This window comes from Enterobacter sp. ENT02 (assembly GCF_019219165.1).
Classification (GTDB): Bacteria; Pseudomonadota; Gammaproteobacteria; order Enterobacterales; family Enterobacteriaceae; genus Enterobacter; species Enterobacter mori.
Genome location: NZ_JAHUWD010000002.1, coordinates 731,941 through 754,968, shown reverse-complemented (window position 1 = coordinate 754,968; position 23,028 = coordinate 731,941). Strand labels below are relative to the sequence as shown.

At 57.3% G+C, this 23,028-nt stretch carries 17 protein-coding genes and 1 other RNA gene; 10 read left to right on the top strand and 8 right to left on the bottom strand.

Going from position 1 to position 23,028, the window contains the following annotated elements; translation table 11 throughout:
- Positions 1 to 45: 45 nt before the first annotated feature.
- Both menI and KW829_RS09560 read right to left on the bottom strand, forming a co-directional pair.
- A complete protein-coding gene (gene menI / locus KW829_RS09565; RefSeq protein WP_042715638.1) occupies positions 46 to 456 on the bottom strand; it encodes a 1,4-dihydroxy-2-naphthoyl-CoA hydrolase in 411 nt (136 codons plus the stop codon).
- Entirely contained in the window at positions 453 to 3,509 is a 3,057-nt protein-coding gene (locus tag KW829_RS09560; RefSeq protein ID WP_218308084.1) for an FAD-binding and (Fe-S)-binding domain-containing protein, read from the bottom strand. Before KW829_RS09560 ends, menI begins: the two co-directional genes overlap by 4 nt.
- Before the next feature lie 200 nt (positions 3,510 to 3,709).
- On the opposite strand from KW829_RS09560, the gene ydiK reads away from it, so the two are divergent.
- Together ydiK and rprA are read left to right on the top strand one after the other, a co-directional pair.
- The gene (gene ydiK / locus KW829_RS09555; protein ID WP_010430184.1) at positions 3,710 to 4,825 is read left to right on the top strand and encodes an AI-2E family transporter YdiK; all 1,116 of its coding nucleotides are present in this window, start codon (positions 3,710 to 3,712) and stop codon (positions 4,823 to 4,825) included.
- A gap of 209 nt (positions 4,826 to 5,034) precedes the next feature.
- Positions 5,035 to 5,142: antisense sRNA RprA (gene rprA, locus KW829_RS09550), an RNA gene on the top strand.
- A 5-nt stretch (positions 5,143 to 5,147) separates the two neighbouring features.
- On the opposite strand, the gene KW829_RS09545 is transcribed toward rprA, so the two are convergent.
- From KW829_RS09545 to ppsA, 3 genes are all read right to left on the bottom strand, one after another.
- Positions 5,148 to 7,523, bottom strand: coding sequence for a glycoside hydrolase family 3 N-terminal domain-containing protein (locus KW829_RS09545; RefSeq protein ID WP_218308083.1), 2,376 nt, complete (start codon positions 7,521 to 7,523; stop codon positions 5,148 to 5,150).
- 3 nt (positions 7,524 to 7,526) lie between these two features.
- A complete protein-coding gene (locus KW829_RS09540; protein WP_089601033.1) occupies positions 7,527 to 8,927 on the bottom strand; it encodes an MFS transporter in 1,401 nt (466 codons plus the stop codon).
- Between the two features lie 234 nt (positions 8,928 to 9,161).
- Positions 9,162 to 11,540, bottom strand: a complete 2,379-nt coding sequence (gene ppsA / locus KW829_RS09535) for a phosphoenolpyruvate synthase (RefSeq protein ID WP_010430177.1) — start codon at positions 11,538 to 11,540, stop codon at positions 9,162 to 9,164.
- 335 nt (positions 11,541 to 11,875) lie between these two features.
- On the opposite strand from ppsA, the gene KW829_RS09530 reads away from it, so the two are divergent.
- The 8 genes from KW829_RS09530 (at position 11,876) to KW829_RS09495 (ending at position 19,982) form a co-directional block, all read left to right on the top strand.
- Positions 11,876 to 12,709, top strand: a complete 834-nt coding sequence (locus KW829_RS09530) for a pyruvate, water dikinase regulatory protein (RefSeq protein WP_042719439.1) — start codon at positions 11,876 to 11,878, stop codon at positions 12,707 to 12,709.
- Between the two features lie 152 nt (positions 12,710 to 12,861).
- Positions 12,862 to 13,908: a 3-deoxy-7-phosphoheptulonate synthase AroH gene (aroH, locus tag KW829_RS09525; RefSeq protein ID WP_108416820.1), complete on the top strand. Its 1,047-nt coding sequence runs from the start codon at positions 12,862 to 12,864 to the stop codon at positions 13,906 to 13,908.
- Positions 13,909 to 14,097: 189 nt separating this feature from the next.
- On the top strand, positions 14,098 to 14,286 hold the full coding sequence (hemP, locus tag KW829_RS09520; protein ID WP_010426061.1) for a hemin uptake protein HemP: 189 nt from the start codon (positions 14,098 to 14,100) through the stop codon (positions 14,284 to 14,286).
- 76 nt (positions 14,287 to 14,362) lie between these two features.
- Positions 14,363 to 16,348, top strand: coding sequence for a TonB-dependent hemoglobin/transferrin/lactoferrin family receptor (locus tag KW829_RS09515; RefSeq protein ID WP_218308082.1), 1,986 nt, complete (start codon positions 14,363 to 14,365; stop codon positions 16,346 to 16,348).
- 23 nt (positions 16,349 to 16,371) lie between these two features.
- Positions 16,372 to 17,400: a hemin-degrading factor gene (gene chuS, locus KW829_RS09510; protein WP_218308081.1), complete on the top strand. Its 1,029-nt coding sequence runs from the start codon at positions 16,372 to 16,374 to the stop codon at positions 17,398 to 17,400.
- Positions 17,397 to 18,218: a hemin ABC transporter substrate-binding protein gene (locus KW829_RS09505; RefSeq protein ID WP_218308080.1), complete on the top strand. Its 822-nt coding sequence runs from the start codon at positions 17,397 to 17,399 to the stop codon at positions 18,216 to 18,218. Before chuS ends, KW829_RS09505 begins: the two co-directional genes overlap by 4 nt.
- Entirely contained in the window at positions 18,218 to 19,210 is a 993-nt protein-coding gene (locus KW829_RS09500) for an iron ABC transporter permease (RefSeq protein ID WP_218308079.1), read from the top strand. Before KW829_RS09505 ends, KW829_RS09500 begins: the two co-directional genes overlap by 1 nt.
- Positions 19,203 to 19,982: a heme ABC transporter ATP-binding protein gene (locus KW829_RS09495; RefSeq protein WP_010426070.1), complete on the top strand. Its 780-nt coding sequence runs from the start codon at positions 19,203 to 19,205 to the stop codon at positions 19,980 to 19,982. The genes KW829_RS09500 and KW829_RS09495 overlap by 8 nt, the downstream gene beginning before the upstream one ends.
- Here the strand turns inward: KW829_RS09495 and selO are convergent.
- From selO to KW829_RS09480, 3 genes are all read right to left on the bottom strand, one after another.
- Complete coding sequence (gene selO / locus KW829_RS09490; protein WP_218308078.1) at positions 19,979 to 21,421, bottom strand: protein adenylyltransferase SelO; 1,443 nt, start codon at positions 21,419 to 21,421, stop codon at positions 19,979 to 19,981. The genes KW829_RS09495 and selO overlap by 4 nt on opposite strands.
- A 64-nt stretch (positions 21,422 to 21,485) precedes the next feature.
- Positions 21,486 to 22,196: an EAL domain-containing protein gene (locus tag KW829_RS09485; RefSeq protein ID WP_089601019.1), complete on the bottom strand. Its 711-nt coding sequence runs from the start codon at positions 22,194 to 22,196 to the stop codon at positions 21,486 to 21,488.
- A gap of 294 nt (positions 22,197 to 22,490) precedes the next feature.
- The gene (locus KW829_RS09480) at positions 22,491 to 22,955 is read right to left on the bottom strand and encodes an NlpC/P60 family protein (RefSeq protein WP_010426073.1); all 465 of its coding nucleotides are present in this window, start codon (positions 22,953 to 22,955) and stop codon (positions 22,491 to 22,493) included.
- Between the last annotated feature and the right edge of the window lie 73 nt (positions 22,956 to 23,028).

Below are 23,028 nucleotides of genomic sequence, written 5' to 3'. Positions count from 1 at the left end.
ACGCGCTGGCTAGTTTTTGACCATGGGCAAAAACATCAGGAAACTTTACACAACTGCCGTCGTCAGTCTTGAGGAGCAGCACAGGCGTTCCTGCTCATCGAGAATATCGATCTGCCACACCTGATGACGGCTCCCGGCATGAAGCGCGCGGCAAATACCGCGCACGCGCCCGCTGCGAACAGAGCGGATATGGTTAGCGTTCACCTCCAGCCCGACAACCTTCTGCTCCCCTTCGGTACAGAGATAGCCCGCAACCGAACCCAGCGTTTCAGCCAGCACAACGGACGCGCCGCCGTGCAATAAACCGAACGGCTGATGGGTGCGGCTATCGACGGGCATCGTCGCTTCCAGCTCATTCTCGCCAATGCGGGTAAACTGGATGTCCAGCAGCCCCACCATGTTTCCCTCGCCCATGGCGTTTAACGCCTGCAGCGTCACCGCACGTTTCCAGATCATCCGATAATCTCCAGCAAAGCCTGTAATGGATGGCGAACGCCGTTACCTTCAACGCGTTTTACCTGGCTGCGACACGAATACCCCGTGGCCAGGCAGCGGTTACGCGGTAGACGCTGCATCGCCTGTTGCCACGATAATTCATAGATCCCAAGCGAATTGGCGTAGTTTTTCACTTCGTGCCCGTAGGTACCTGCCATACCGCAGCAGCCCACACTGACGTTTTCCAGCTTCGCGCCAAAACGGGCGAAAATAGCGGCCCACTGGGCGGGAGCACCCGGCAGTGCCGTGACTTCAGTACAGTGGCCAAAGAGATACCATGGCTCACCGCTGGCCTCTCGCGCGGCAGTTTGCTGTAGCGCTAAAGGCAGCCACTCGTGTACCAGCATGACATGAAAATCACCGCGTTTTTCGCCCAGCTTCTGCTTGTACTCATCGCGGTAGCACAGTACCAGCGCCGGATCGACGCCGACCATGGGTATCCCAAGCTGCGCCACGCGATTCAGGAAGTCAGACGTTTTCTGCGCCGTTTTCGCAAAACGGGTCAGGAAGCCCTTAATGTGCTGCGCCTTGCCATTCGGGGAGAAAGGCAGCACAACCGGCTGGTAGCCCACTTTTTCCGCCAGACGGATAAAATCGGCCACCACCTGCGCATCGTAGTAACTGGTAAACGGATCCTGCACCACCAGCACCACGTTGGCTTTTTGCGCATCACTCAGGGCTTCAAGCTGCTCCAGCGTCATGTTTGCCGAGCGGTGTCCCACCAGCTGGCGTTGCAGCGACGGTGTCGAGAGCAGCGGCAGATCCACCATGCCGATATGTTTTTCGGAAAGCTTGCGCACCAGCGGCTGATTGATAAAGAAGTTAAAGGTCTTCGGCGCACGCGCCATCAGCGGGGCGTAGCTTTCCACCGTCGCCACCAGATGGTCGCGCATCGGTCGCAGATAGCGCGTGTGGTAAAGCTGCAGGAAGCGCGAGCGGAACTCCGGCACGTCGATTTTGATCGGACACTGCGTCGAACAGGCCTTGCAGGCCAGGCAGCCGGACATGGCCTCTTTCACTTCATGCGAGAAGTCGTATTCGCCTTTATTCGCATGCCAGCTGTTGCGGGTGCGTTCGATAAGGGAACGCAGGCTGGCGCGTTTTTCCGGCAGTTCCTGCTCAAGCTTGAGCGGGTCGACGCCGCGGTCCGCCAGCAGTCGCAGCCACTCGCGCACCAGCGTCGCACGCCCTTTTGGCGAGTGGATACGGTTGCTGGTGATTTTCATCGACGGACACATCGGGCTCTTCACATCGAAGTTAAAGCACAGGCCGTTGCCGTTGCACTCCATCGCGCCACGCCAGGAAGAGCGCACCGCAATCGGGATTTGTCGGTCATAGGTGCCGCGCTTGACCGCATCCACCTGCAGCATTGGCGCGTCAACGCCCTCCGGCGGGCAAATCTTACCGGGATTGAGGCGGTTATCCGGGTCGAAGGCCGCTTTGACCTTACGCAGTTCACCGAAGAGTTGCTCCCCGAAGAACGCCGGGCTGTACTCCGCGCGGAACCCTTTGCCGTGCTCACCCCACAGCAGGCCGCCATATTTGGCGGTTAAGGCCACCACGTCGTCGGAGATCTCCTTCATCAGGATCTCCTGCTGCGGGTCGCACATATCCAGCGCCGGACGCACGTGCAGCACGCCCGCGTCCACGTGGCCAAACATGCCGTAGCTCAGGCCGTGGCTGTCCAGCAGCGCGCGGAATTCAACGATGTAATCCGCCAGATGTTCCGGCGGCACGCAGGTATCCTCGGCAAACGGAATCGGCTTCGCGGCCCCTTTCGCATTCCCGAGCAGCCCCACCGCTTTTTTACGCATCGCATAGATACGCTCAATGCCGGAGAGATCGTTGCACAGCTGCCAGCCGATCACGCCGCCTTCACCACGTGCAATCAGTTCGTCCAGCCGCTGGCACAGCGTGCTAACCTGACGTTCGATCAGTTCGGCGTCATCGCCAGCGAACTCGACGATGTTCAGACCGAGCATCTCTTTGTCGGGTACATCGGTAATCAGCTCACTGACCGAATGCCAGACGATATCTTCCCTTGCCAGGTTCAACACTTTTGAATCAACGGTTTCCACCGACAACGCCCGCGCATCCACCATAAACGGCGCATTGCGCAGGGCAGAATCGAAGGAGTTGTATTTAACGTTCACCAGGCGACGCACCTTCGGCAGCCGGGTGATATCCAGACGCGCTTCGGTAATAAACGCCAGCGTACCTTCCGAACCGGTCAACACGCGGGTTAAATCGAACTGGGTCAGGTCGTCGTTAAAGACGTGACGCAGATCGTAACCCGTCAGGAAGCGGTTCAGTTTCGGGAATTTGTCGAGGATCAGTTGACGGTTATCGCGACAGCGCTCCAGCACGGTGCGATAAATCCGCCCGCTCGCCGTGCTCTCTTTACCCAGCGTCTCGGCCAACTCGACCGGCATTGGCTGGGTATCGAGGATGTCGCCCCCCAGAAGCACCGCGCGCACGCCCAGCACGTGATCGGAAGTTTTACCGTAGACCAGAGAGCCCTGACCGGATGCGTCGGTATTGATCATCCCGCCAATGGTCGCCCGGTTGCTGGTCGACAGTTCCGGCGCAAAAAAGTAGCCGTACGGTTTTAAGAATTGATTAAGCTGATCTTTGATAACCCCCGCCTCCACGCGCACCCATCCCTCTTCAGGGTTGATTTCAATGATGCGGTTCATATAGCGGGACATATCGATGATGATGCCCTGGTTCAGCGCCTGCCCGTTGGTGCCGGTACCGCCGCCACGGGGTGTGAAAACCAGAGAGGTGAAGCGCTCCTGCGAGGCCAGACGGGCAATCAGCGCCACATCTGCTGTAGAGCGTGGAAAAACGACGGCATCGGGGAGAAGCTGGTAGATACTGTTATCGGTCGCCATTGTCAGCCTGTCGGCATAATTCGTGGCGGTATCACCTGTAAAACCCTGTTGCTCCAGTGCTTGCAAAAAATTAAGCACCAGCTGAACGACGCCAGGTGCCTGAGAAATCTGTGGGATCATCACTGTCGACCCTAATTAGAGTTGTTGTGGAAATCGTTTGCGTTGTATCACAACTTTTTATCACATTTTTTTCTTATGCGCTCAGCAGAATTACGGGCAAAATCCGCCTGTCAAAAATCGCTGATATCACTAATGATTAGAGAAAGGCGGTTCACGTTCTCGCCAGCCATGCTGGTGTTCATTTAAGGAAAGTTACGTTTATGGTTAATCTTCGTCAGCCCAGGGATGTTGCGCAAATTTTGCTGTCGGTGCTGTTTTTAGCCCTGATGATTATTGCGTGTCTGTGGATTGTTCAACCCTTCGTGCTTGGCTTTGCGTGGGCCGCTACCGTTGTCGTCGCCACCTGGCCTCTGCTATTACGGCTGCAGAAACTGCTGTTTGGCCGCCGTGGCCTGGCGGTGCTGGTCATGACGCTGCTGCTGTTCATGCTGTTTATTATTCCGATTGCCCTGCTGGTAAATAGTCTTGTCGACTCCAGTGGCCCGGTTATCCGTGCCGCCACCAGCGGGGATCTGACGTTGCCGGATCTCGCGTGGCTTAACAGCATTCCACTGGTCGGTGCAAAACTCTATAGCGGCTGGCACAGCCTGCTGGAGATGGGCGGCAGCGCGCTGATCGCGAAAGTGCGGCCGTATATTGGCACCACCACCACCTGGTTTGTCGGTCAGGCGGCGCATATTGGTCGCTTTATGATGCACTGCGCGCTGATGCTGGTCTTTAGCGCGCTCCTGTACTGGCGCGGTGAGCAGGTTGCCCTTGGGGTGCGTCATTTTGCCACCCGACTGGCGGGTAAACGCGGCGATGCCGCCGTGCTGCTGGCTGCGCAAGCCGTCCGTGCCGTTGCGCTGGGCGTGGTGGTGACCGCGCTGGTGCAGGCGGTGCTGGGCGGTATCGGTCTGGCCATTTCCGGCGTGCCGTACGCTACCGTATTCACCGTTGTCATGCTGATGACCTGTCTTGCGCAACTGGGACCGTTGCTGGTGCTGGTGCCTTCCATCATTTGGCTCTACTGGACAGGCGATACCACCTGGGGCACCGTGCTTCTGGTCTGGAGCTGCGTGGTCGGCACCATGGATAACGTCATTCGCCCGATACTGATCCGCATGGGGGCTGATTTACCGTTGATTCTGATCCTGTCAGGCGTTATCGGCGGGTTAATCGCGTTTGGGATGATCGGCCTCTTTATCGGCCCGGTGCTGCTCGCAGTGACATGGCGTCTCTTCTCAGCCTGGGTGCATGAAGTTCCCCCTCCGGGAACAGATCCGGATGTGATCCTGAGCGAACTGGAAGAGCTGGAAGAGAAGAACACGCATTAAGCCTTTTGGCCGGGTGGCGCTAACGCTTACCCGGCCTACATGCTTTCGTATAATACTTAAATGCTGCTAAAGTATTTATTCATTACTCACTGGTCAGACCCGCCATTTCAGCAGCAAGTCCGCTGCTAACCTCAAGAAATCTTTACGTCTCTTTAACTATTGAGACGAATCTGATCGACGCTAAAAGCCGACATGCCTACTATTAGGACACGGTTATAAATCAACACCTTGATTTATAAGCATGGAAATCCCCTGAGTGAAACAACGAATTGCTGTGTGTAGTCTTTGCCCATCTCCCACGATGGGCTTTTTTTTATCCTGACTACGCGCGCTTAACCTCACAGGTACTGAGCATCCGCCACTCAACAGGCAATACCCGCGTTTCCCCTGTCACATTGACCATCACCGCCTCGCGAATATCCCCCGACGATGCGCCAACCTGCAGTTCAAACTCACCCGGCTCAACGATGCGTTTCCCGTCGCGACGGGTAAAGTTGAACATCTCAACCGGTAGCGTAAAGGTGAGTGTGGCGGTTTCGCCCGGCGAGAGCGTGACGCGCTGGAAGGCCTTCAGCTCCTGAAGCGGCCGCACCTGCGTGGCGACCTTATCCCTGACGTAAACCTGTACCACCTCGCTGCCGCTGCGCTCACCGGTATTGGTGATATCCACATTCAGCGTCACCTCGCCGTCGACCGGCACGCTGGATGCCGCCACTTTTGCCGCTCCCCAGCTAAACTGCGTCCAGCCGAGGCCGAAGCCAAACGGGTAACGCGAACCGAAATGGAACGCAAACGGCGTGCCGCCGCTTTTGAGCTTGTGATTGTAGTAATACGGCATTGCCCCAGCGCTTTTCGGCACGCTCACCACCAGACGCCCCTGCGGCTCCGCCCGCCCCGTCAGCACGTCCGCAATCGCCCAGCCCCCTTCCTGCCCGGGCGCCCAGGCCATCATCAGCGCCGCGACCTTATCTTCGAGGCCCTGAAGGTTGTACGGACGCCCGCCGGTCATCACTACGATCACCGGTTTACCAGTGGCGACCAGCGCTTCCAGCAGCTGTTGCTGCACGCCAGGCAGATTCAATGAGTCAGTATCTGAGCCTTCACCCACGGTGCCGCTCTGGAACAGCCCGGCCAGATCGCCAACGCAGGCCACCACCACGTCACTTTGTTGCGCGGCGTCTACCGCCTCGGGGATCAGTGCGGTGCTCAGTGAAACCGGCGACTGCTGCATCGGATTACCACCACTGTCGCCGGGGAAGACCGGCGCGCCCGCCATCCGTTTTTCAATGATGTGGCACCCTTTGGCATAGCGCACGTTCGATGCACCCAGATAGTGTTCCAGCGCCGCGCGCGGGGTCGTCACCTGCGACGTCTCTTCCACCATGTCGCTGATGATCAGGTGTACCGGGAAGCTGTAACCGCTGAGTAACGCCAGCGGATCGTCTGCCGTCGGGCCGACCAGCGCAACGCGAGGCTTTCCGCCGAGGGGCAGAATGCCATTGTTTTCCAGAAGCGTGATCGACGTTGTCGCGACATCACGCGCCACCTGCCGGGTCGTCTCATTTTGCAGATCGCTGCCCTGCTCATCGGCATAGGGACGTTCAAACAGGCCAAGGCGGAATTTTTCCGTCAGCGTACGCGCCACGATCTCGTCCACCTTCGCCATCGAAATCAGCCCACGCTCTACCGCTTCCGCCAGATGGCGCGCGCAGTCATCTTTCGGCAGCTCAACGTCCAGCCCGGCGTTGAACGCCAGCGCAGCAGATTCGGCCGCGTCGTGGGAAATCCCGTGGTGCTGGTGCAACAGGCTGACGCCGCCGTAGTCCGCCACAATAATCCCATCGAATCCCCACTGTTCACGCAGGACGGTGGTAAGCAGGAAGCTGTCGCTGTGACCCGGCTGATTATCAATGTCATGGTAGGCGGGCATGACCGAACCGGCGTTTGCCAGCTTCACCGCCATTTCAAACGGCAGCAGGAAGGTATCATTCAGCTCGCTAAACCCGAGGTGCACCGGCGCGTGGTTGCGCGCCCCTTCGCTAAACGAGTGGCCAACGTAATGTTTCAGGGTCGCCAGCAGGTCGCGTTTATCGCCCTGTAACCCCTTCACGTAGGCGGTCGCCATCACCCCCACCAGCCAGGGATCTTCGCCGAAGGTCTCTTCGGTACGCCCCCAGCGCACGTCGCGGGACACGTCCAGCACCGGCGCCAGCCCCTGCTGACAGCCGACAGACCGCGCCTCTTTGCCAATCTGCTCCGCCGCCCGCTGCACCAGCTCTGGGTCCCAGGTCGACCCATAGTTCAGCGAGGACGGAAACAGTGTTGCGTCTTTGCACAGCAGCCCCACCAGACACTCCTCGTGGAACAGCGCCGGAATACCGAGACGCGTCTCTTCCATCATCATGCGCTGGAGTCGGTTGGCCGCGCGCACGCCCGTTTTCGCATCAACAATATGCGTGCCGAGCGGACGCGTGATCTGCCCCACACCCAGCTTCAGCCGTTCGCTGAGCGAGGCCTGCTCGCTCACGCCTGCGAACTCATCGCTGAGATCGCTCCGTTCACGGTGATTGCCGTTTTCATCGAGGATCAGCCAGTACGCGTGCATCTGGGCAAACTTCTCTTCCGGGGTCATGCGCGCCAGTAAATCGGCGACGCGCTCGTGTACCGGACGTCCTGCGTCCTTATAGATAGCCGTCATGTTTTACTCCTGTATTGCAGAATGGGTTGCCGGGCTGAGCTGCCTCGCGTCGGGACGCACATCACGCTTGCCCGCAAGTTCACGGGCAATGGAATCCACCAGCCGACTGTTGAGTTTGTAAATGGAAAGAAGCGCCACCATGCAGAGGAACAGCACGCAAGGAATGAGCGTAAAGAGCGCGTTGATGGTAGAGAGCACGTGCGGCGCCTGCGTCACCTGGCCCGGGGCGTAATCCACCATGCCAAGCACCCAACCGACCACGGCCCCGCCCAGCGCCAGCCCAAACTTGATGGCAAACAGCGCGGTAGAGAAGACCAGACCGTCCAGACGACGACCGCTGCGATGCTCTTCGTAATCCACCACGTCGGAGAACATGGTCCACTGGAGCGGCGTGGTCAGGTTTTGAATAAAGCTAAAAACGATGTTGAGGCCGAATATCAGCCAGACCTGCGAAGGCGGAATGAAGAAAATCAGCGCCCCGAAAATCACGAACGTCATAATGGTCCACTGATAGGCGCGAACGCGATCAAATTTTCCGAGCAGGCGTTCAGATAATAATGCCCCGCTTAATGAGGCCACCATGCCTGAAACAATAAAGGCAAAGACCAGTTCCGGGCGCAGCAGCACATAATTGACGTAATACATGGTGGCAGAGCCACGCGTCACGACAGCCGTTAACAGCAGAATATTAAACACGAACACAATTCGCCACTGGCTGTTTTTGGTCAGCAGTTTTAAATCCGTCAGCATGGAGCCGGAGGTATCATTTCGTGGTGAATAACGTTCGCGGGTCATCAGGAAGCAGCAGAAGAATAAAACAATACCCAGCAGCCCCATCAGGCTCATGGCATAGAAATAGCCTTTCTGTACGTTACCTTGCCCCAGCTGTGACACCAGCGGCAGGGCAATCACCGTCACGATCAGCCCGCCGATAAAGGACAACCCAAAGCGCCAGGATTGCAGAGAGTGGCGTTCGCGGGGATCCAGCGTCAGCGCCCCCGGCATGGCGCAGTAAGGCACGTTAATCGCCGAGTAGATAAGGCTCAGAATGGCGTAAGTCACGCACGCATAGACGATTTTCCCGGTCGGCCCGACGTCCGGTACATAGAAGGTAATCAGACAGCTGACGCCAAACGGAATAGCAAACCACAGCAGCCAGGGGCGAAAACGACCGTGGCGCGTTTGCGTGCGGTCGACGAGCGCACCAATGCAGGGATCGATAAATGCATCGACCACGCGCACCACTAAAAACATGGTGCCCATAATCGCGGCGGGCAAGCCAAAAACGTCCGTATAAAAATAGGCGAGAAATAATGTCGCCGTTTGCCAGACCAGCGCGCTGGCCATATCACCTAAGCCATAACCTATTTTATCTTTCGTACGTAATACAGAGGAGATTGTCATTGTTATTTGCCTTTTTATCAGGTTAAAACGTATTTCAACCAGTTGCGCATCATCTGAAGGGAAGTGCGCAGTAAGGCTCAAGTATTAGCAACGCTTTGCGCGCTAACAATTGTCTAAATTAACAGACAAATTATGATATTTGGTTTTTTGTTTTATTTGTGATGGGGAGCATATTCGGATGGAAATAAAAAAAGGCGAGGAGATATCTCCTCGCCTTTTTCCGTTTTTACGCGGTTACTTATTCAGTTCCGCCAGGCTCAGCCAGGTTTGCACCACGGTATCCGGGTTCAGGGAGAGGCTATCAATCCCCTCTTCCATCAGCCAGGCGGCAAAGTCTTCATGGTCGGACGGACCCTGACCGCAGATCCCGACGTATTTCCCCTGCTTCTTCGCCGCGCGGATGGACATCGAGAGCAGCGCTTTCACCGCCTCGTTACGCTCGTCGAACAGCTCAGAGACCACGCCAGAGTCGCGGTCCAGACCGAGCGCCAACTGCGTCATGTCGTTCGAGCCGATAGAGAAGCCGTCGAAGTGCTCGAGGAACTGCTCGGCTAGCAAGGCGTTGGACGGGATTTCGCACATCATGATGATCTTCAGCCCGTTCTCGCCGCGCTTCAGCCCCTGACGCGCCAGCTCGTCCACCACCGCTTTCGCCTGGTCCACGGTACGCACGAACGGGATCATGATCTCCACGTTGGTCAGCCCCATGTCGTTGCGCACGCGTTTCACCGCGTCACACTCCAGCGCGAAACAGTCGCGGAAGCTGTCGGACACGTAGCGTCCGGCCCCGCGGAAGCCCAGCATCGGGTTCTCTTCTTCCGGCTCGTAGCGTTCGCCACCCACCAGGTTGGCGTATTCGTTAGACTTAAAGTCTGACAGACGCACAATCACGCGTTTCGGGTAGAACGCCGCGCCCAGCGTCGCGATCCCTTCGGTCAGACGGCCGACGTAGAACTCTCTTGGTGAGTCGTAGCCTTTCATCATCTCGCGGATTTCGTTCTGCAGCTTCGGCTCCTGGTCGTCAAACTCCAGCAGCGCGCGCGGGTGAACGCCGATCATACGGTTGATGATGAATTCCAGACGCGCCAGGCCCACGCCTTCGTTTGGCAGGCAGGCGAAGTCAAACGCGCGGTCCGGGTTACCGACGTTCATCATGATCTTCAGCGGCAGGTCCGGCATGGTATCCACGCTGGAGCTCTTCACGCTGAAGTCGAGGATGTCGGCGTACACGTAGCCGGTATCGCCTTCGGCACAGGAGACGGTCACGTTCTGCCCGTCCTTCATCCGCTCGGTGGCGTCACCGCAGCCGACAACCGCAGGAATACCCAGCTCGCGGGCAATGATCGCCGCGTGACAGGTACGACCGCCGCGGTTGGTGACAATGGCCGCCGCTTTCTTCATGATCGGTTCCCAGTCCGGGTCGGTCATGTCGGTCACCAGCACGTCGCCTGGCTCAATGCGGTTCATCTCGCTGATGTCGTGGATCACTTTCACCGGACCAGCACCGATACGGTGACCGATGGCGCGGCCTTCCGCCACGATTTTGCCCTGCGCGTGCAGCGTATAACGCTCCATCACCTGACCACGAGAGCGGACGGTTTCCGGACGCGCCTGCACGATAAACAGCTTGCCGGTGTTACCGTCTTTCGCCCATTCGATATCCATCGGACGACCGTAGTGTTTTTCGATCTGCACCGCCTGCTTCGCCAGCTCTTCCACTTCGGCGTCGGTCAGGGAGAAACGGTCGCGCTGCTCCTGCGGCACATCTTCAATCTTAACCTGCTTGCCATGCTCCTGGGTTGGGGCATAGATCATGCGAATTTTTTTCGAGCCCATGGTGCGGCGCACCACTGCCGGACGGTTAGCCGCCAGCGTAGGCTTGTGGACGTAGAATTCGTCAGGGTTTACCGCGCCCTGCACCACCATCTCACCCAGGCCCCACGCGGAGGTGATAAACACCACCTGGTCGAAGCCGGATTCAGTATCGATGGAGAACATCACGCCGGAAGAACCTACGTCCGAGCGCACCATGCGCTGCACGCCGGCGGAAAGCGCGACACCGCGATGGTCGTAGCCCTGGTGCACGCGATAGGAGATGGCGCGGTCATTAAACAGGGAAGCAAACACGTGCTTCACCGCCACCAGCACCGCATCGTAACCCTGAACGTTCAGGAAGGTTTCCTGTTGTCCGGCGAATGAGGCATCGGGCATATCTTCTGCGGTTGCAGAAGAACGCACGGCAAAGGAGGCCTGCGCATCGTCAGCAGAGAGCTGGTTGTACGCGTCATGAATGGCTTTTTCCAGTTCCGGCTGGAAAGGTGTGTCGATGATCCACTGGCGGATTTGTGACCCGGCTTTGGCAAGCTCGGTGACGTCATCAATATCCGTTTTATCCAGCAGGTCGTAAATGCGCTGGTTAACACCGCTCTGGTCTAAAAACAGGTTAAAGGCATCGGCGGTGGTGGCAAACCCGTTTGGTACGGAAACACCCATACCGGACAGATTTGTAATCATTTCACCCAGGGAGGCATTTTTGCCCCCAACTCTGTCTACATCATTCATGCCGAGTTGGTTATACCAAAGCACCAGCGGTGACGAGCCATTGTTGGACATCGAAACAATCCTTTTGTGATATTTGATCGGAGTAAGAAACACCTGACTACGTATTTATACTGGCATATTTACTTCCGCTAAAAAAACGGTGAATCGTGTAAGCAATTTAAATTTTCAACTTTTCGGATACTTTCCCATCACTCGCTAAACCGATGATTCCTATATATTCAGCCAAAAACCACAAAAATAAAGTCGCTATTTGAAAAATGAAATCCACTTTTCAGGAAAATCAAAAACACCGTTTCATTTTAAATTCAGATAAGTTCTTTGCTGTGCAATTAACTTTTTTAATTTATGCTTTCAGACAATTAGGTTAGATATTCAGGGTGAGTAAAATGGATAGTGCTGTCGATCGCCACGTTTTTTATATTTCTGATGGTACGGCGATCACCGCCGAGGTGCTGGGGCACGCGGTGATGTCGCAGTTTCCCGTTTCGATTAACAGCATCACGCTGCCCTTTGTGGAAAATGAGAGCCGCGCCAAAGCGGTGAAAGACCAGATTGACGCCATCTTCCAGCAAACCGGCGTGCGCCCGCTGGTGTTCTATTCGATTGTTATCCCGGAAATTCGCAGCATCATTCTGCAAAGTGAAGGTTTCTGCCAGGACATCGTGCAGGCGCTGGTGGCACCGCTGCAAAGCGAGCTCAAGCTCGACCCCACGCCTATCGCCCACCGTACACACGGGCTGAACCCCGGAAACCTGACCAAGTACGATGCGCGTATCGCCGCCATTGACTACACCCTCGCCCACGACGACGGGATCTCGCTGCGTAATCTTGACCAGGCGCAGGTGATCCTGCTGGGCGTGTCGCGCTGCGGCAAAACCCCGACCAGCCTCTATCTGGCCATGCAGTTTGGCATTCGCGCTGCAAACTACCCGTTTATTGCCGACGATATGGACAACCTGGTGCTGCCCGCCGCCCTTAAGCCGCTGCAGCACAAGCTGTTCGGCCTGACCATTAACCCGGAGCGCCTCGCCGCCATCCGCGAAGAGCGCCGCGAGAACAGCCGCTACGCCTCCATGCGCCAGTGCCGGATGGAAGTTTCCGAGGTTGAAGCGCTGTACCGCAAAAACCAGATCCCGTGGCTGAACAGCACCAACTATTCCGTAGAAGAAATTGCTACCAAAATCCTCGACATCATGGGGCTGAATCGCCGCATGTACTAATATGCTAGTACATTAATCCAGTTTCAGTTATCATAATGGGCATCATCGGGGCGAATTTGCCCCGAACTTGAAATCAGCAGGGATTGGTTTAAGGTGATGCCCATCACTTCCCGGTAGTCTGCCGATGAAGCACAAAAATTCTGAGACATTCCATGAACAAAACCGACGAACTCCGCACTGCGCGCATTGATAGCCTGGTGACTCCGGCTGAACTGGCCCAGCGGCACCCCGTTTCCGCAGGCGTTGCGGAACATGTAACGGCGTCCCGCCGCCGCATTGAAAAAATCCTGAACGGCGAAGACAAGCGCCTTCTGGTGGTGATTGGCCCCTGCTCCATTCACGACCTGGATGCCGCGATGGACTACGCAAAACGTCTTCAGGGGATGCGTGAGAAGTATCAGCATCGCCTTGAGATCGTCATGCGCACCTACTTTGAAAAACCGCGCACCGTGGTGGGCTGGAAGGGACTGATTTCCGATCCAGACCTCAACGGCAGCTATCGCGTGAACCACGGTATTGAGCTGGCGCGGAAGCTGCTTTTACAGGTCAACGAGCTGGGCGTTCCGACGGCGACCGAGTTTCTCGATATGGTGACCGGGCAGTTTATCGCCGATCTGATCAGCTGGGGCGCAATTGGTGCACGGACCACCGAAAGTCAGATCCACCGTGAGATGGCCTCTGCTCTCTCCTGTCCGGTCGGCTTTAAAAACGGGACCGATGGCAACACGCGAATTGCGGTCGACGCGATCCGCGCCTCGCGTGCCAGCCATATGTTCCTGTCGCCGGATAAGAGCGGTCACATGACCATCTACCAGACCAGCGGTAATCCGTACGGGCATATCATTATGCGCGGCGGCAAAAAACCGAATTATCATGCGCAAGATATCGCAGCAGCCTGCGAAACGCTGGCCGAATTCGACCTGCCGGAACACCTGGTGGTGGATTTCAGCCACGGCAACTGCCAGAAGCAGCACCGTCGCCAGCTGGATGTCTGCGATGAGATCTGCCAGCAGATCCGCAGCGGTTCCACCGCCGTGGCAGGCATTATGGCGGAAAGCTTCCTCAAAGAAGGCACGCAGAAAATCGTTACCGGACAGCAGATGGTTTACGGCCAGTCGATCACCGACCCGTGCCTGAGCTGGGAAGACAGCGAGCTGCTGCTGGAGAAGCTGGCAGCTGCGGTTGATTCTCGCTTCTGATCTTATTGTCGGGTGACGCTGCGCTTACCCGACCTACGATCCGTGCCCTCTCCCTGTGGGAGAGGGCATCAGACTGCACCTCCCACAAATTTGATCCCGTCACACAATTTTCACAAAAACGCTTGCCGTGAATTTGCAGTTTATTGATAATGATTATCATTGTTACATTGATTGTTATTTATAAACATTATGTCACGTACGGATAACAGCGCGGCAACGCCAATAAAAACACACACAGCGCCTTCCCCCACCTCCACCGATCGCCGTATCGACAGCAAAACCCTGCTCGGTGATGAGGGGCGGGTCATTATCGAGCATGACGGCCAGCACTATCTTCTGCGCCAGACCCATGCCGGAAAACTGATACTGACTAAATAAACAACACGATAATTTCGCCAGCCACCCAGGTGATCCCCAGGCAGCCAGCGCTTTTCAATTCTTATGGAGAGTTGCTATGCCACACCTGCATTCCACGTCTTTACGTCCGTCACTTCTGGCGCTGGCGATTGTCAGCACCCTGCCGGGGGCTGCGTTTGCCGCTACAGACGACATCACCGTAACCGCCACCGGCAACGCCCGAAGCGCCTTTGAGGCGCCGATGATGGTTAGCGTCATTGACGCCACCGCCCCGGAAAACCAGACCGCCAGCTCTGCCGCCGACCTGCTGCGCAAGGTCCCCGGTCTGACGCTGGACGGTACCGGCCGCACGAATGGTCAGGACGCCAACCTGCGCGGTTACGACCGTCGCGGCGTGCTGGTCCTGGTCGACGGCGTACGTCAGGGAACCGATACCGGCCACCTCAACAGCACCTTCCTCGACCCGGCGCTGATCAAACGTATCGAAGTGGTGCGCGGTCCTTCCGCTCTTCTGTACGGCAGTGGCGCATTGGGCGGCGTGATTTCCTATGACACCGCCGACGCCAACGATCTGCTCGATCCGGGCAAGAACAGCGGCTACCGCGTGTTTGGTACGGGCGCGACGGGCGATCACAGCATCGGAATGGGTGCCAGCGCCTACGGCCGTACCGAGACGCTGGACGGTCTGGTGGCATGGTCGAGCCGGGATCGCGGTGATATTCGTCAGAGTGACGGTGCAACGGCGCCTAACGACGAATCCATTAATAACATGCTGGCAAAAGGGAGCTGGAAAATCGACCCGGCTCAAACCCTGAGCGGCTCCCTGCGCTACTACAACAACGACGCGCAGGAGCCGAAAAACCCGCAAACCACCGACGCGTCCGACAGCAGCAACCCCATGACCGACCGCTCCACCATCCAGCGTGATGCGCAGCTTGGCTACCACCTTGCCCCGGAAGGTAACGACTGGCTGAACGCCGATGCAAAAGTCTACTGGTCCGAAGCGCGCATTAACGCCCAGAACGTCGACGGCACCGGCGAGTTCCGCAAGCAGACCACCAAAGGCGGTAAAGTGGAAAACCGCACCCGTCTGTTCAGCGACTCCTTTGCGTCTCATCTCCTGACCTACGGCGGCGAATACTATCGTCAGGAGCAACGCCCGGGCGGTGCGACAACCGGCTTCCCGAATGCCAAAATCGATTTCAGCTCCGGCTGGCTGCAGGATGAGATCACCCTGCGCGATCTGCCCGTGACCCTGCTGGGCGGTACGCGCTACGACAATTATCGCGGCAGCAGCGAGGGTTACGACGATGTGGATGCCGATAAGTGGTCATCCCGCGCCGGGCTAACCGTGAGCCCAACCGACTGGCTGATGCTGTTCGGCTCTTATGCGCAGGCCTTCCGCGCGCCGACCATGGGCGAGATGTATAACGATGCGAAACACTTCTCCATCGGCAGCTTCTACACTAACTACTGGGTACCCAACCCGAATCTGCGCCCGGAAACCAACAAAACCCAGGAGTTCGGTTTTGGTCTGCGCTTTGACGATCTGATGCTTGCCAACGATGCGCTGGAGTTTAAGGCCAGCTATTTCGATACCAAAGCCAAAGACTACATCTCTACCACCGTCGATTTTGCCGCGGCGACCACCATGTCCTATAACGTCCCCGACGCCAAAATCTGGGGATGGGACGTAATGGCGAAATACTCCGCCGACCTGTTCAACCTCGACGTGGCCTACAACCGCACGCGCGGCAAAGACACCAACACCGGCGAGTATATCTCCAGCATTAACCCGGACACCGTCACCAGCAAGCTGGATATCCCGGTGGCGCAAAGCGGGTTTTCCGTCGGCTGGATCGGTACTTTTGTCGATCGCTCAACGCATATCAGCAGCAGCTACAGTAAACAGCCGGGCTATGCGGTCAATGATTTCTACGTCAGCTATAAAGGTCAGGAACAGCTCAAAGGCGTGACCACCACGCTGGTGCTAGGCAACGCCTTCGACAAAGCGTACTGGTCACCGCAGGGGATCCCGCAGGACGGTCGTAACGGTAAGATTTTCGTGAGTTATCAGTGGTAACGCATATTGAGAAGGAAGAGACAATGAATCACTACACACGCTGGCTTGAGTTAAAAGAAGACAATCCGGGTAAATACGCGCGCGACATCGCAGGGTTAATGAACATCAGTGAAGCGGAGCTGACCTTTGCCCGCGTAGGTCATGACGCCTGGCGACTGCACGGTGAAATCCGCGAGATTTTAGGCGCGCTGGAAGCCGTGGGCGAAACCCGGTGTATCTGCCGCAACGAATACGCCGTGCACGAGCAGGTCGGGAGCTTTACCAACCAGCACCTGAACGGCCACGCCGGGCTGGTGCTGAACCCGCACGCGCTGGATCTGCGCCTGTTCCTCAACCAGTGGGCGAGCGTGTTTCACATCAGCGAAACCACCGCACGCGGTGAGCGTCAGAGCATTCAGTTTTTCGATCGTCAGGGCGATGCCCTGCTGAAGGTGTATACCACGGACAATACCGACGTCTCTGCCTGGGGCGACGTGTTGACCCGTTTTATCTTTGCCGATAACCCGCCGCTTGAGCTGAAGGCCGCCGATGCCCCGGCTCACGCTGAGAATGCGGATGGCGCGCGTGTGGACAAAGAGTGGCGCGCCATGACCGACGTTCATCAGTTCTTCAGCCTGTTGAAGCGCCATAACCTCAGCCGTCAGCAGGCGTTTCGTCTGGTGGGCGACGACCTCGCCTGCAAAGTTGAGAACAGCGCGCTGGGGCAACTGCTGGAAACGGCACGTCAGGACGGTAACGAAATCATGGTCTTCGTGGGCAACCGCGGCTGCGTGCAGATCTTCACCGGCGCGGTGGAAAAAGTCGTACCGATGAAAGGCTGGCTGAATATCTTTAACCCCGCCTTTACGCTGCATCTGCTGGAAGACGCCGTCGCGGAGAGCTGGGTAACGCGCAAGCCGACCGCAGATGGCCACGTCACCAGCCTGGAACTGTTTGCCGCCGACGGTACGCAAATCGCCCAGCTGTATGGCCAGCGTACCGAAGGCGAGCCGGAGCAGAGCCAGTGGCGCAGCCAGATTGATGCCCTGACGCCAAAAGGGATGGCCGCATGAAAAGCTGGTTTGCCCTGCTAAGCGCCCTGCCACTGGTGGCGTTTGCCGCCACGCAGGAGAAAATTATCACCCTCGGCGGCGACGTCACGGAGATCGTTTATGCCCTTGGCGCACAGTCTTCTCTGGTCGCGCGCGACAGCACCAGCCAGTGGCCGCAGGCGGCGAACGACCTGCCAGACGTGGGTTATCTGCGCCAGCTTAATGCAGAGGGGATTTTGTCCATGCGTCCCACGCTGGTGCTGGCGAGCGCTCAGGCTCAGCCCTCTCTGGCACTGAAGCAGGTTGAGCAAAGCCACGTCAGGGTTGTCACCGTTCCCGCCAGTAACGCCCTGAGCGTGATTGACGAGAAAGTCCGGACGATCGCCGAAGCAACGCACCAGCAGGCGCAGGGAGAAATCCTGCGCAAAACGCTGCGTGCGGAGCTGGCCGCACTGTCTGGGTCGTCGCTGAACAAGCGGGTGCTGTTTATTCTTAACCACGGCGGGATGACCGCCATGGCTGCCGGGCAGCAGACCGGCGCGGATGCCGCCATCCGTGCGGCAGGTTTACAGAACGCTATGCAGGGATTTTCCCGCTATCAGCCGCTGTCGCAGGAGGGCGTGATTGCCAGCCAGCCCGACCTGGTGGTGATTTCGCAGGACGGCGTGCGGGCGCTGGGCGGTGAAGAAAATCTGTGGACGCTGCCGGGTCTGGCGCAAACGCCAGCCGGGCGGAACAGACAGATGCTGGCGATTGATGACATGGCGCTGCTGGGCTTTAGCGTGCGAACGCCGAAAGCGATCCAGCAGCTGCGCGCCAAAGCGGAGCAACTCCCCTGATGTCCCGACGGGTTACGGTTTCACTGTGGCTGCTGGCTGCCCTGCTCTCCCTTTTGACGTTCACGGCCACCGGCTTTGGTGCGTTGCGCCTGCCGGTCAGCCTGCTGTGGAACGGCAGCGACGAGGCGCTGCGTCAAATCTGGCTGACGATCCGCCTGCCTCGCGTGCTGCTGGCGCTGGTCATCGGCGGGTCGCTGGCGCTGGCGGGGTGTGTGATGCAAGGACTGTTTCGCAATCCCCTGGCGGATCCGGGTTTGCTCGGCATCAGCAGCGGCGCGGCGCTGGCGGTCGCGCTGTGGGTCGTTCTTCCGCTCTCGTTACCTGCCCTCGTGATGCTCTACGCCCCGATGCTGGCAGCCTTTCTCGGCGCGCTGGCAGCGACCGTTGCGATCTTCCTGCTCAGCCAGCAGCGTAACAGCTCCCTGTCACGTCTGTTACTGGTTGGCATTGCGATAAACGCCCTGTGCGGCGCGGCGGTCGGCGTCCTCTCCTGGGTGAGTAACGATGCGCAGCTTCGCCAGCTTTCGCTCTGGGGAATGGGCAGCCTCGGTCAGGCGCAGTGGTCGACACTGCTGGCCGTTACCTCGCTGATGGTGCCCACCGTTCTGGTTATCTGGCGGCTGGCGAACGCGCTCAACGTGCTGCAACTCGGTGATGAGGAAGCGCATTACCTGGGTGTGGATGTCGCCGTCGTACAGCGAATCCTGCTGCTGTGCAGCGCCCTGCTGGTTGCTGCCGCAGTGGCGGTCAGCGGCGTGATCAGCTTTGTGGGGCTGGTGGTGCCGCATCTGATGCGTATGTGGCTGGGCGCGGATCACCGGGCCGCGATCCCCGGTTCGGTCCTCGCCGGAGCTTCGCTGCTGTTGGTTGCGGATACGGCCGCGCGAACGCTGGTCGCGCCAGCAGAAATGCCGGTCGGTTTACTGACCAGCCTTCTTGGCGCCCCCTGGTTTCTCTGGCTTATCTTCCGTCGTGGAGGGCAACATGGCTGACCGCTATTGCGCTGAAAATATTGTTTTTCAGGCGGGACGACGCACGATAATCAACGACATTTCGCTGTCGTTGTCGCAGGGTGAACTGATCGCGTTAATAGGCCCGAACGGTGCCGGGAAATCGACGTTATTACGGCTGTTAACGGGTTATCTCAAGCCTGCCAGCGGGCACTGTCTTCTGGCGGGGAAACCCCTCAGCGCATGGCGTCCGGACGCGCTTTCCCGCCAGCGGGCGGTAATGCGACAAAACACACAGCTGGGATTTGACTGGCCGGTGGAGGCCGTTGTCGGCATGGGCCGCGCCCCGTGGACGCGCACGCCTGAAGCGGCAGTGATTCAGGAAATCATGCGGATCACCGAATGTTTACCGCTTGCCGGAAGGCAATTTGCGGCGCTTTCCGGTGGCGAACAGCAGCGTGTCCAGCTTGCGCGCGCGCTGGCGCAGCTCTGGTGCGACGGTGCTCCGCGCGGCTGGCTGTTCCTGGATGAACCCACCTCCGCGCTGGATCTCTACCATCAGCAGTATCTGCTGCGGCTGTTAAGATCGCTGACCCGTCAAAAGGATCTGCACGTCTGCGTGGTGCTGCACGATCTCAATCTGGCGGCGCTGTGGGCAGACAGGATCCTGCTGTTGCATAACGGCAGGCTGGTCGCCGGAGGCACACCGGAGGCCGTCCTGCAGGCCGATGCGCTGGCCCACTGGTATGGCGCACAGCTGCACGTGGGTCAACATCCGGCTCACGCCGCGCCGCAGGTATTTCTCGCTCCCTAGCTTGAGCAGCTCACTTCCAGCCGCTTGCCCCAGTCAGGTGGGCGGCTGACGTAGTCATCGTCCCGGTCGGCAAACGGCGTGCGCAACGCCACATGCAGGCGGTGTAGCTCGTCGTACTGTCCCTGCTCTGCCTGCTCAATCGCCCGCTGCGCCAGCCAGTTGCGCAACACCATTGCGGGGTTCGCGGCCTTCATCTTCTCCTGGCGGGTTGCATCATCCACCTGCTCCTGCTGAAGCCGCGAGCGGTAGAGCGTGAACCAGTCGTCAAACGCCTGCCTGTCGATAAACTCGTCACGCAGCGGTGACGCCGCGCTGTTCTGCTCCGTCTGGCTCAGCATCCGGAAGATGCGGGTGTAGTCACTCCCTTCCCGCGCCATCAGCGCAAACAAGGTGTTCAGTAATTCGTTATCGCCCTTCTCCTGGGTCAGCAGGCCCAGCTTGTTGCGCATCAGCGCACCATACTCCCGCAGCAGAACCTCCTGATAACCGTCGAGCGCATCGTTCAGGGCATCGACGTCAATAAAAGGCGACAGGCTTTGCGCAAGGCGTTGTAGATTCCACAACCCTACAGCAGGCTGATTATCAAAACTGTAGCGTCCCTGATAGTCCGAATGGTTACAGATGTAACCCGGCTGGTAATCATCAAGGAAGCCATACGGACCGTAATCGAAGGTGAGTCCCAGAAGGGACATGTTATCGGTATTCATGACCCCGTGTGCAAACCCGACGGTCTGCCAGCGGGCAATCATTGAGGCGGTACGGGAGACGATATCGCGGAACCAGAGAACATACTTTTCCGCTTCGCCCTGCAACTGTGGCCAGTGGCGGCGAATGGCATAGTCTGCAAGCTGTCGGACTTTTTCCGGCTCGCGGCGATAGTAAAAGTGTTCAAAATGACCAAAGCGCAGATGGCTTTCAGCGATGCGGACCAGCATTGCCCCCTGCTCCATCGTCTCACGCGCAACCGGCGTGTCGCTGGTAACAATGGACAGCGCGCGCGTGGTAGGGATCCCCAGCGCATGCATGGCTTCCGACGCCAGGCTTTCGCGGATCGTTGAGCGCAGCACCGCGCGCCCGTCGCCCATTCGCGAATAGGGGGTAAGACCCGCACCTTTCAGATGCCAGTCAACCGTCTCCCCGTTGGGAAGCTGCTGTTCACCGAGCAGGATCCCCCGGCCATCACCCAGTTGCCCCGCCCAGACGCCAAACTGGTGGCCGCTGTAGACCTGAGCCAGTGGATGCATGCCCGGCAAAAGCGTTTCGCCGCCCCAGACGCCAACCCCTTCAGCAGGCTGGAACAGGTCAGGCGGGATCGCCAGTTCGTCAGCCAGCGGCGCGTTATGCCAGATAAGACGGGAATGGTGTAACGGTGTAGGTTTGAGTGCGGTATAAAAGCCAGGCAACTCGTCATGCCAGTGTGCAGTAAAAGACAGGGTCATAGGTCCTCCTGCTTTTAGTGTAGAGGGTTTAGCGGGTCTTAAACACGGGCGAAGAGAAGGGTTATCATTGAACGAGCGTTGTCACCTGCTCTGCCGGTACGGCAGGCCAGAGACTTCCCTGCATCGCGCCAAAATTAAACGTCAGCACGCGCTGCAACAGGCTGTGATCGTCAATCCCGGATACCATAACCGACTGGCAGTGTGGGGTGATTTGCCAGAGAATAGCGCGCATAAAGGGCTCAAAAGAAAGCGCTGCAGCCCGCTGCTGGATAAAACCCTTGTCCAGTATTACGCGCTTAAACAAACCGTCATAAACCGCTTTGAGAGATGCTGCACCTGCGCCAAAGTTTGTCAGCACTAAAGGAAAATGGATTGCCATTCTCGCCAGATTCAGATCATCTTTTCCATTATTTAAACCTGGATAGTTCTCATTAACAGTAAACTCAAGAAAAGGATAGCGCTCAAGTAATGAAACAGCATTTCCATTCGTTAATAAAAACTCAACTATTACAGGTGTAATATTGATCCATGCAATTAACTGGTGCTGAATAAAGAACAGTTTACAGGTGTCGAGCAATTGCAGTTTCTCTTGAAACAGCACTAACTCTTCTGCGGGTGAAAGACGCGGGATAACCAGTTCAGTAGGGATCCTCACTTCCGTGTCAACGCCAGCAAAGTTAACCACAAGCTCTAAACCTTTAAGCTCCCCGGCGCTATTACGCGCAGGCTGCAGCAAAAGTTCAGACTTGTAGGCATTATCTAGCGTAATAATCATTGCACTCGCCCCGCATTAAAGATGAGAGAGGACATCCTGGAGCAATTGACGACACAATTCCACTGTCTTGATTTTAATAAGATTAATTTCATCAGTTCCGTAATATTTTTCAGATTTATCCCTGAATCTAAATTAATCTTATCCTGGTTGCTGTGTAATAGCCAGTTTTAGATAAAACAGATACATCTGGACATAACTAATTCTTCGTAAATTTAACTTTAATCATCTTATATGATTAAAAGCGGCATAGTTTATTAGTTACCCTGCCGCCAGCGTTAAGCCGTCAAGGCGCGACTAAATACGCCTCGCCTGCCAGAAATTTTTACGCCAGTAGACATTATCGAGCGAAGAGCGCATCACCCCACGGCTGGTCGAAGCATGAATAAACTGGTTATCCGTATCGTAAATGCCAACATGGAGACCGCTTTCACCCGAACCGGTTTTGAAAAAGACCAGGTCGCCAGGCAGTAACTCATCTTTGTTGATTTCCGTGCCTATTTCAGCTTGCTTGCGCGTTTCACGCGGAAGCTGCAAATCAAACTTATCGCGAAAGGTCATTAGCACAAAACCAGAACAGTCCACGCCGCCGCGACTCATACCGCCGTAGCGATAAGGCGTGCCGCGCCAGTTGCTTAACTGGTCGTTCAGGCTGGCAATCACGGTGATTGAATCCGAGAGCCGGGCATTAGGGGGTGGCGCACGATGGCTACTGCATCCCGCAAGAAAGAGCGCTGCCACAAAGAGAAACCAGAATCGCATGTCCAGACGAATCCTCTGCTTTTTTATTCTTTTTGTAATTTAGCGTGCAAGTAGGCTACCAGGCAAGAAACGG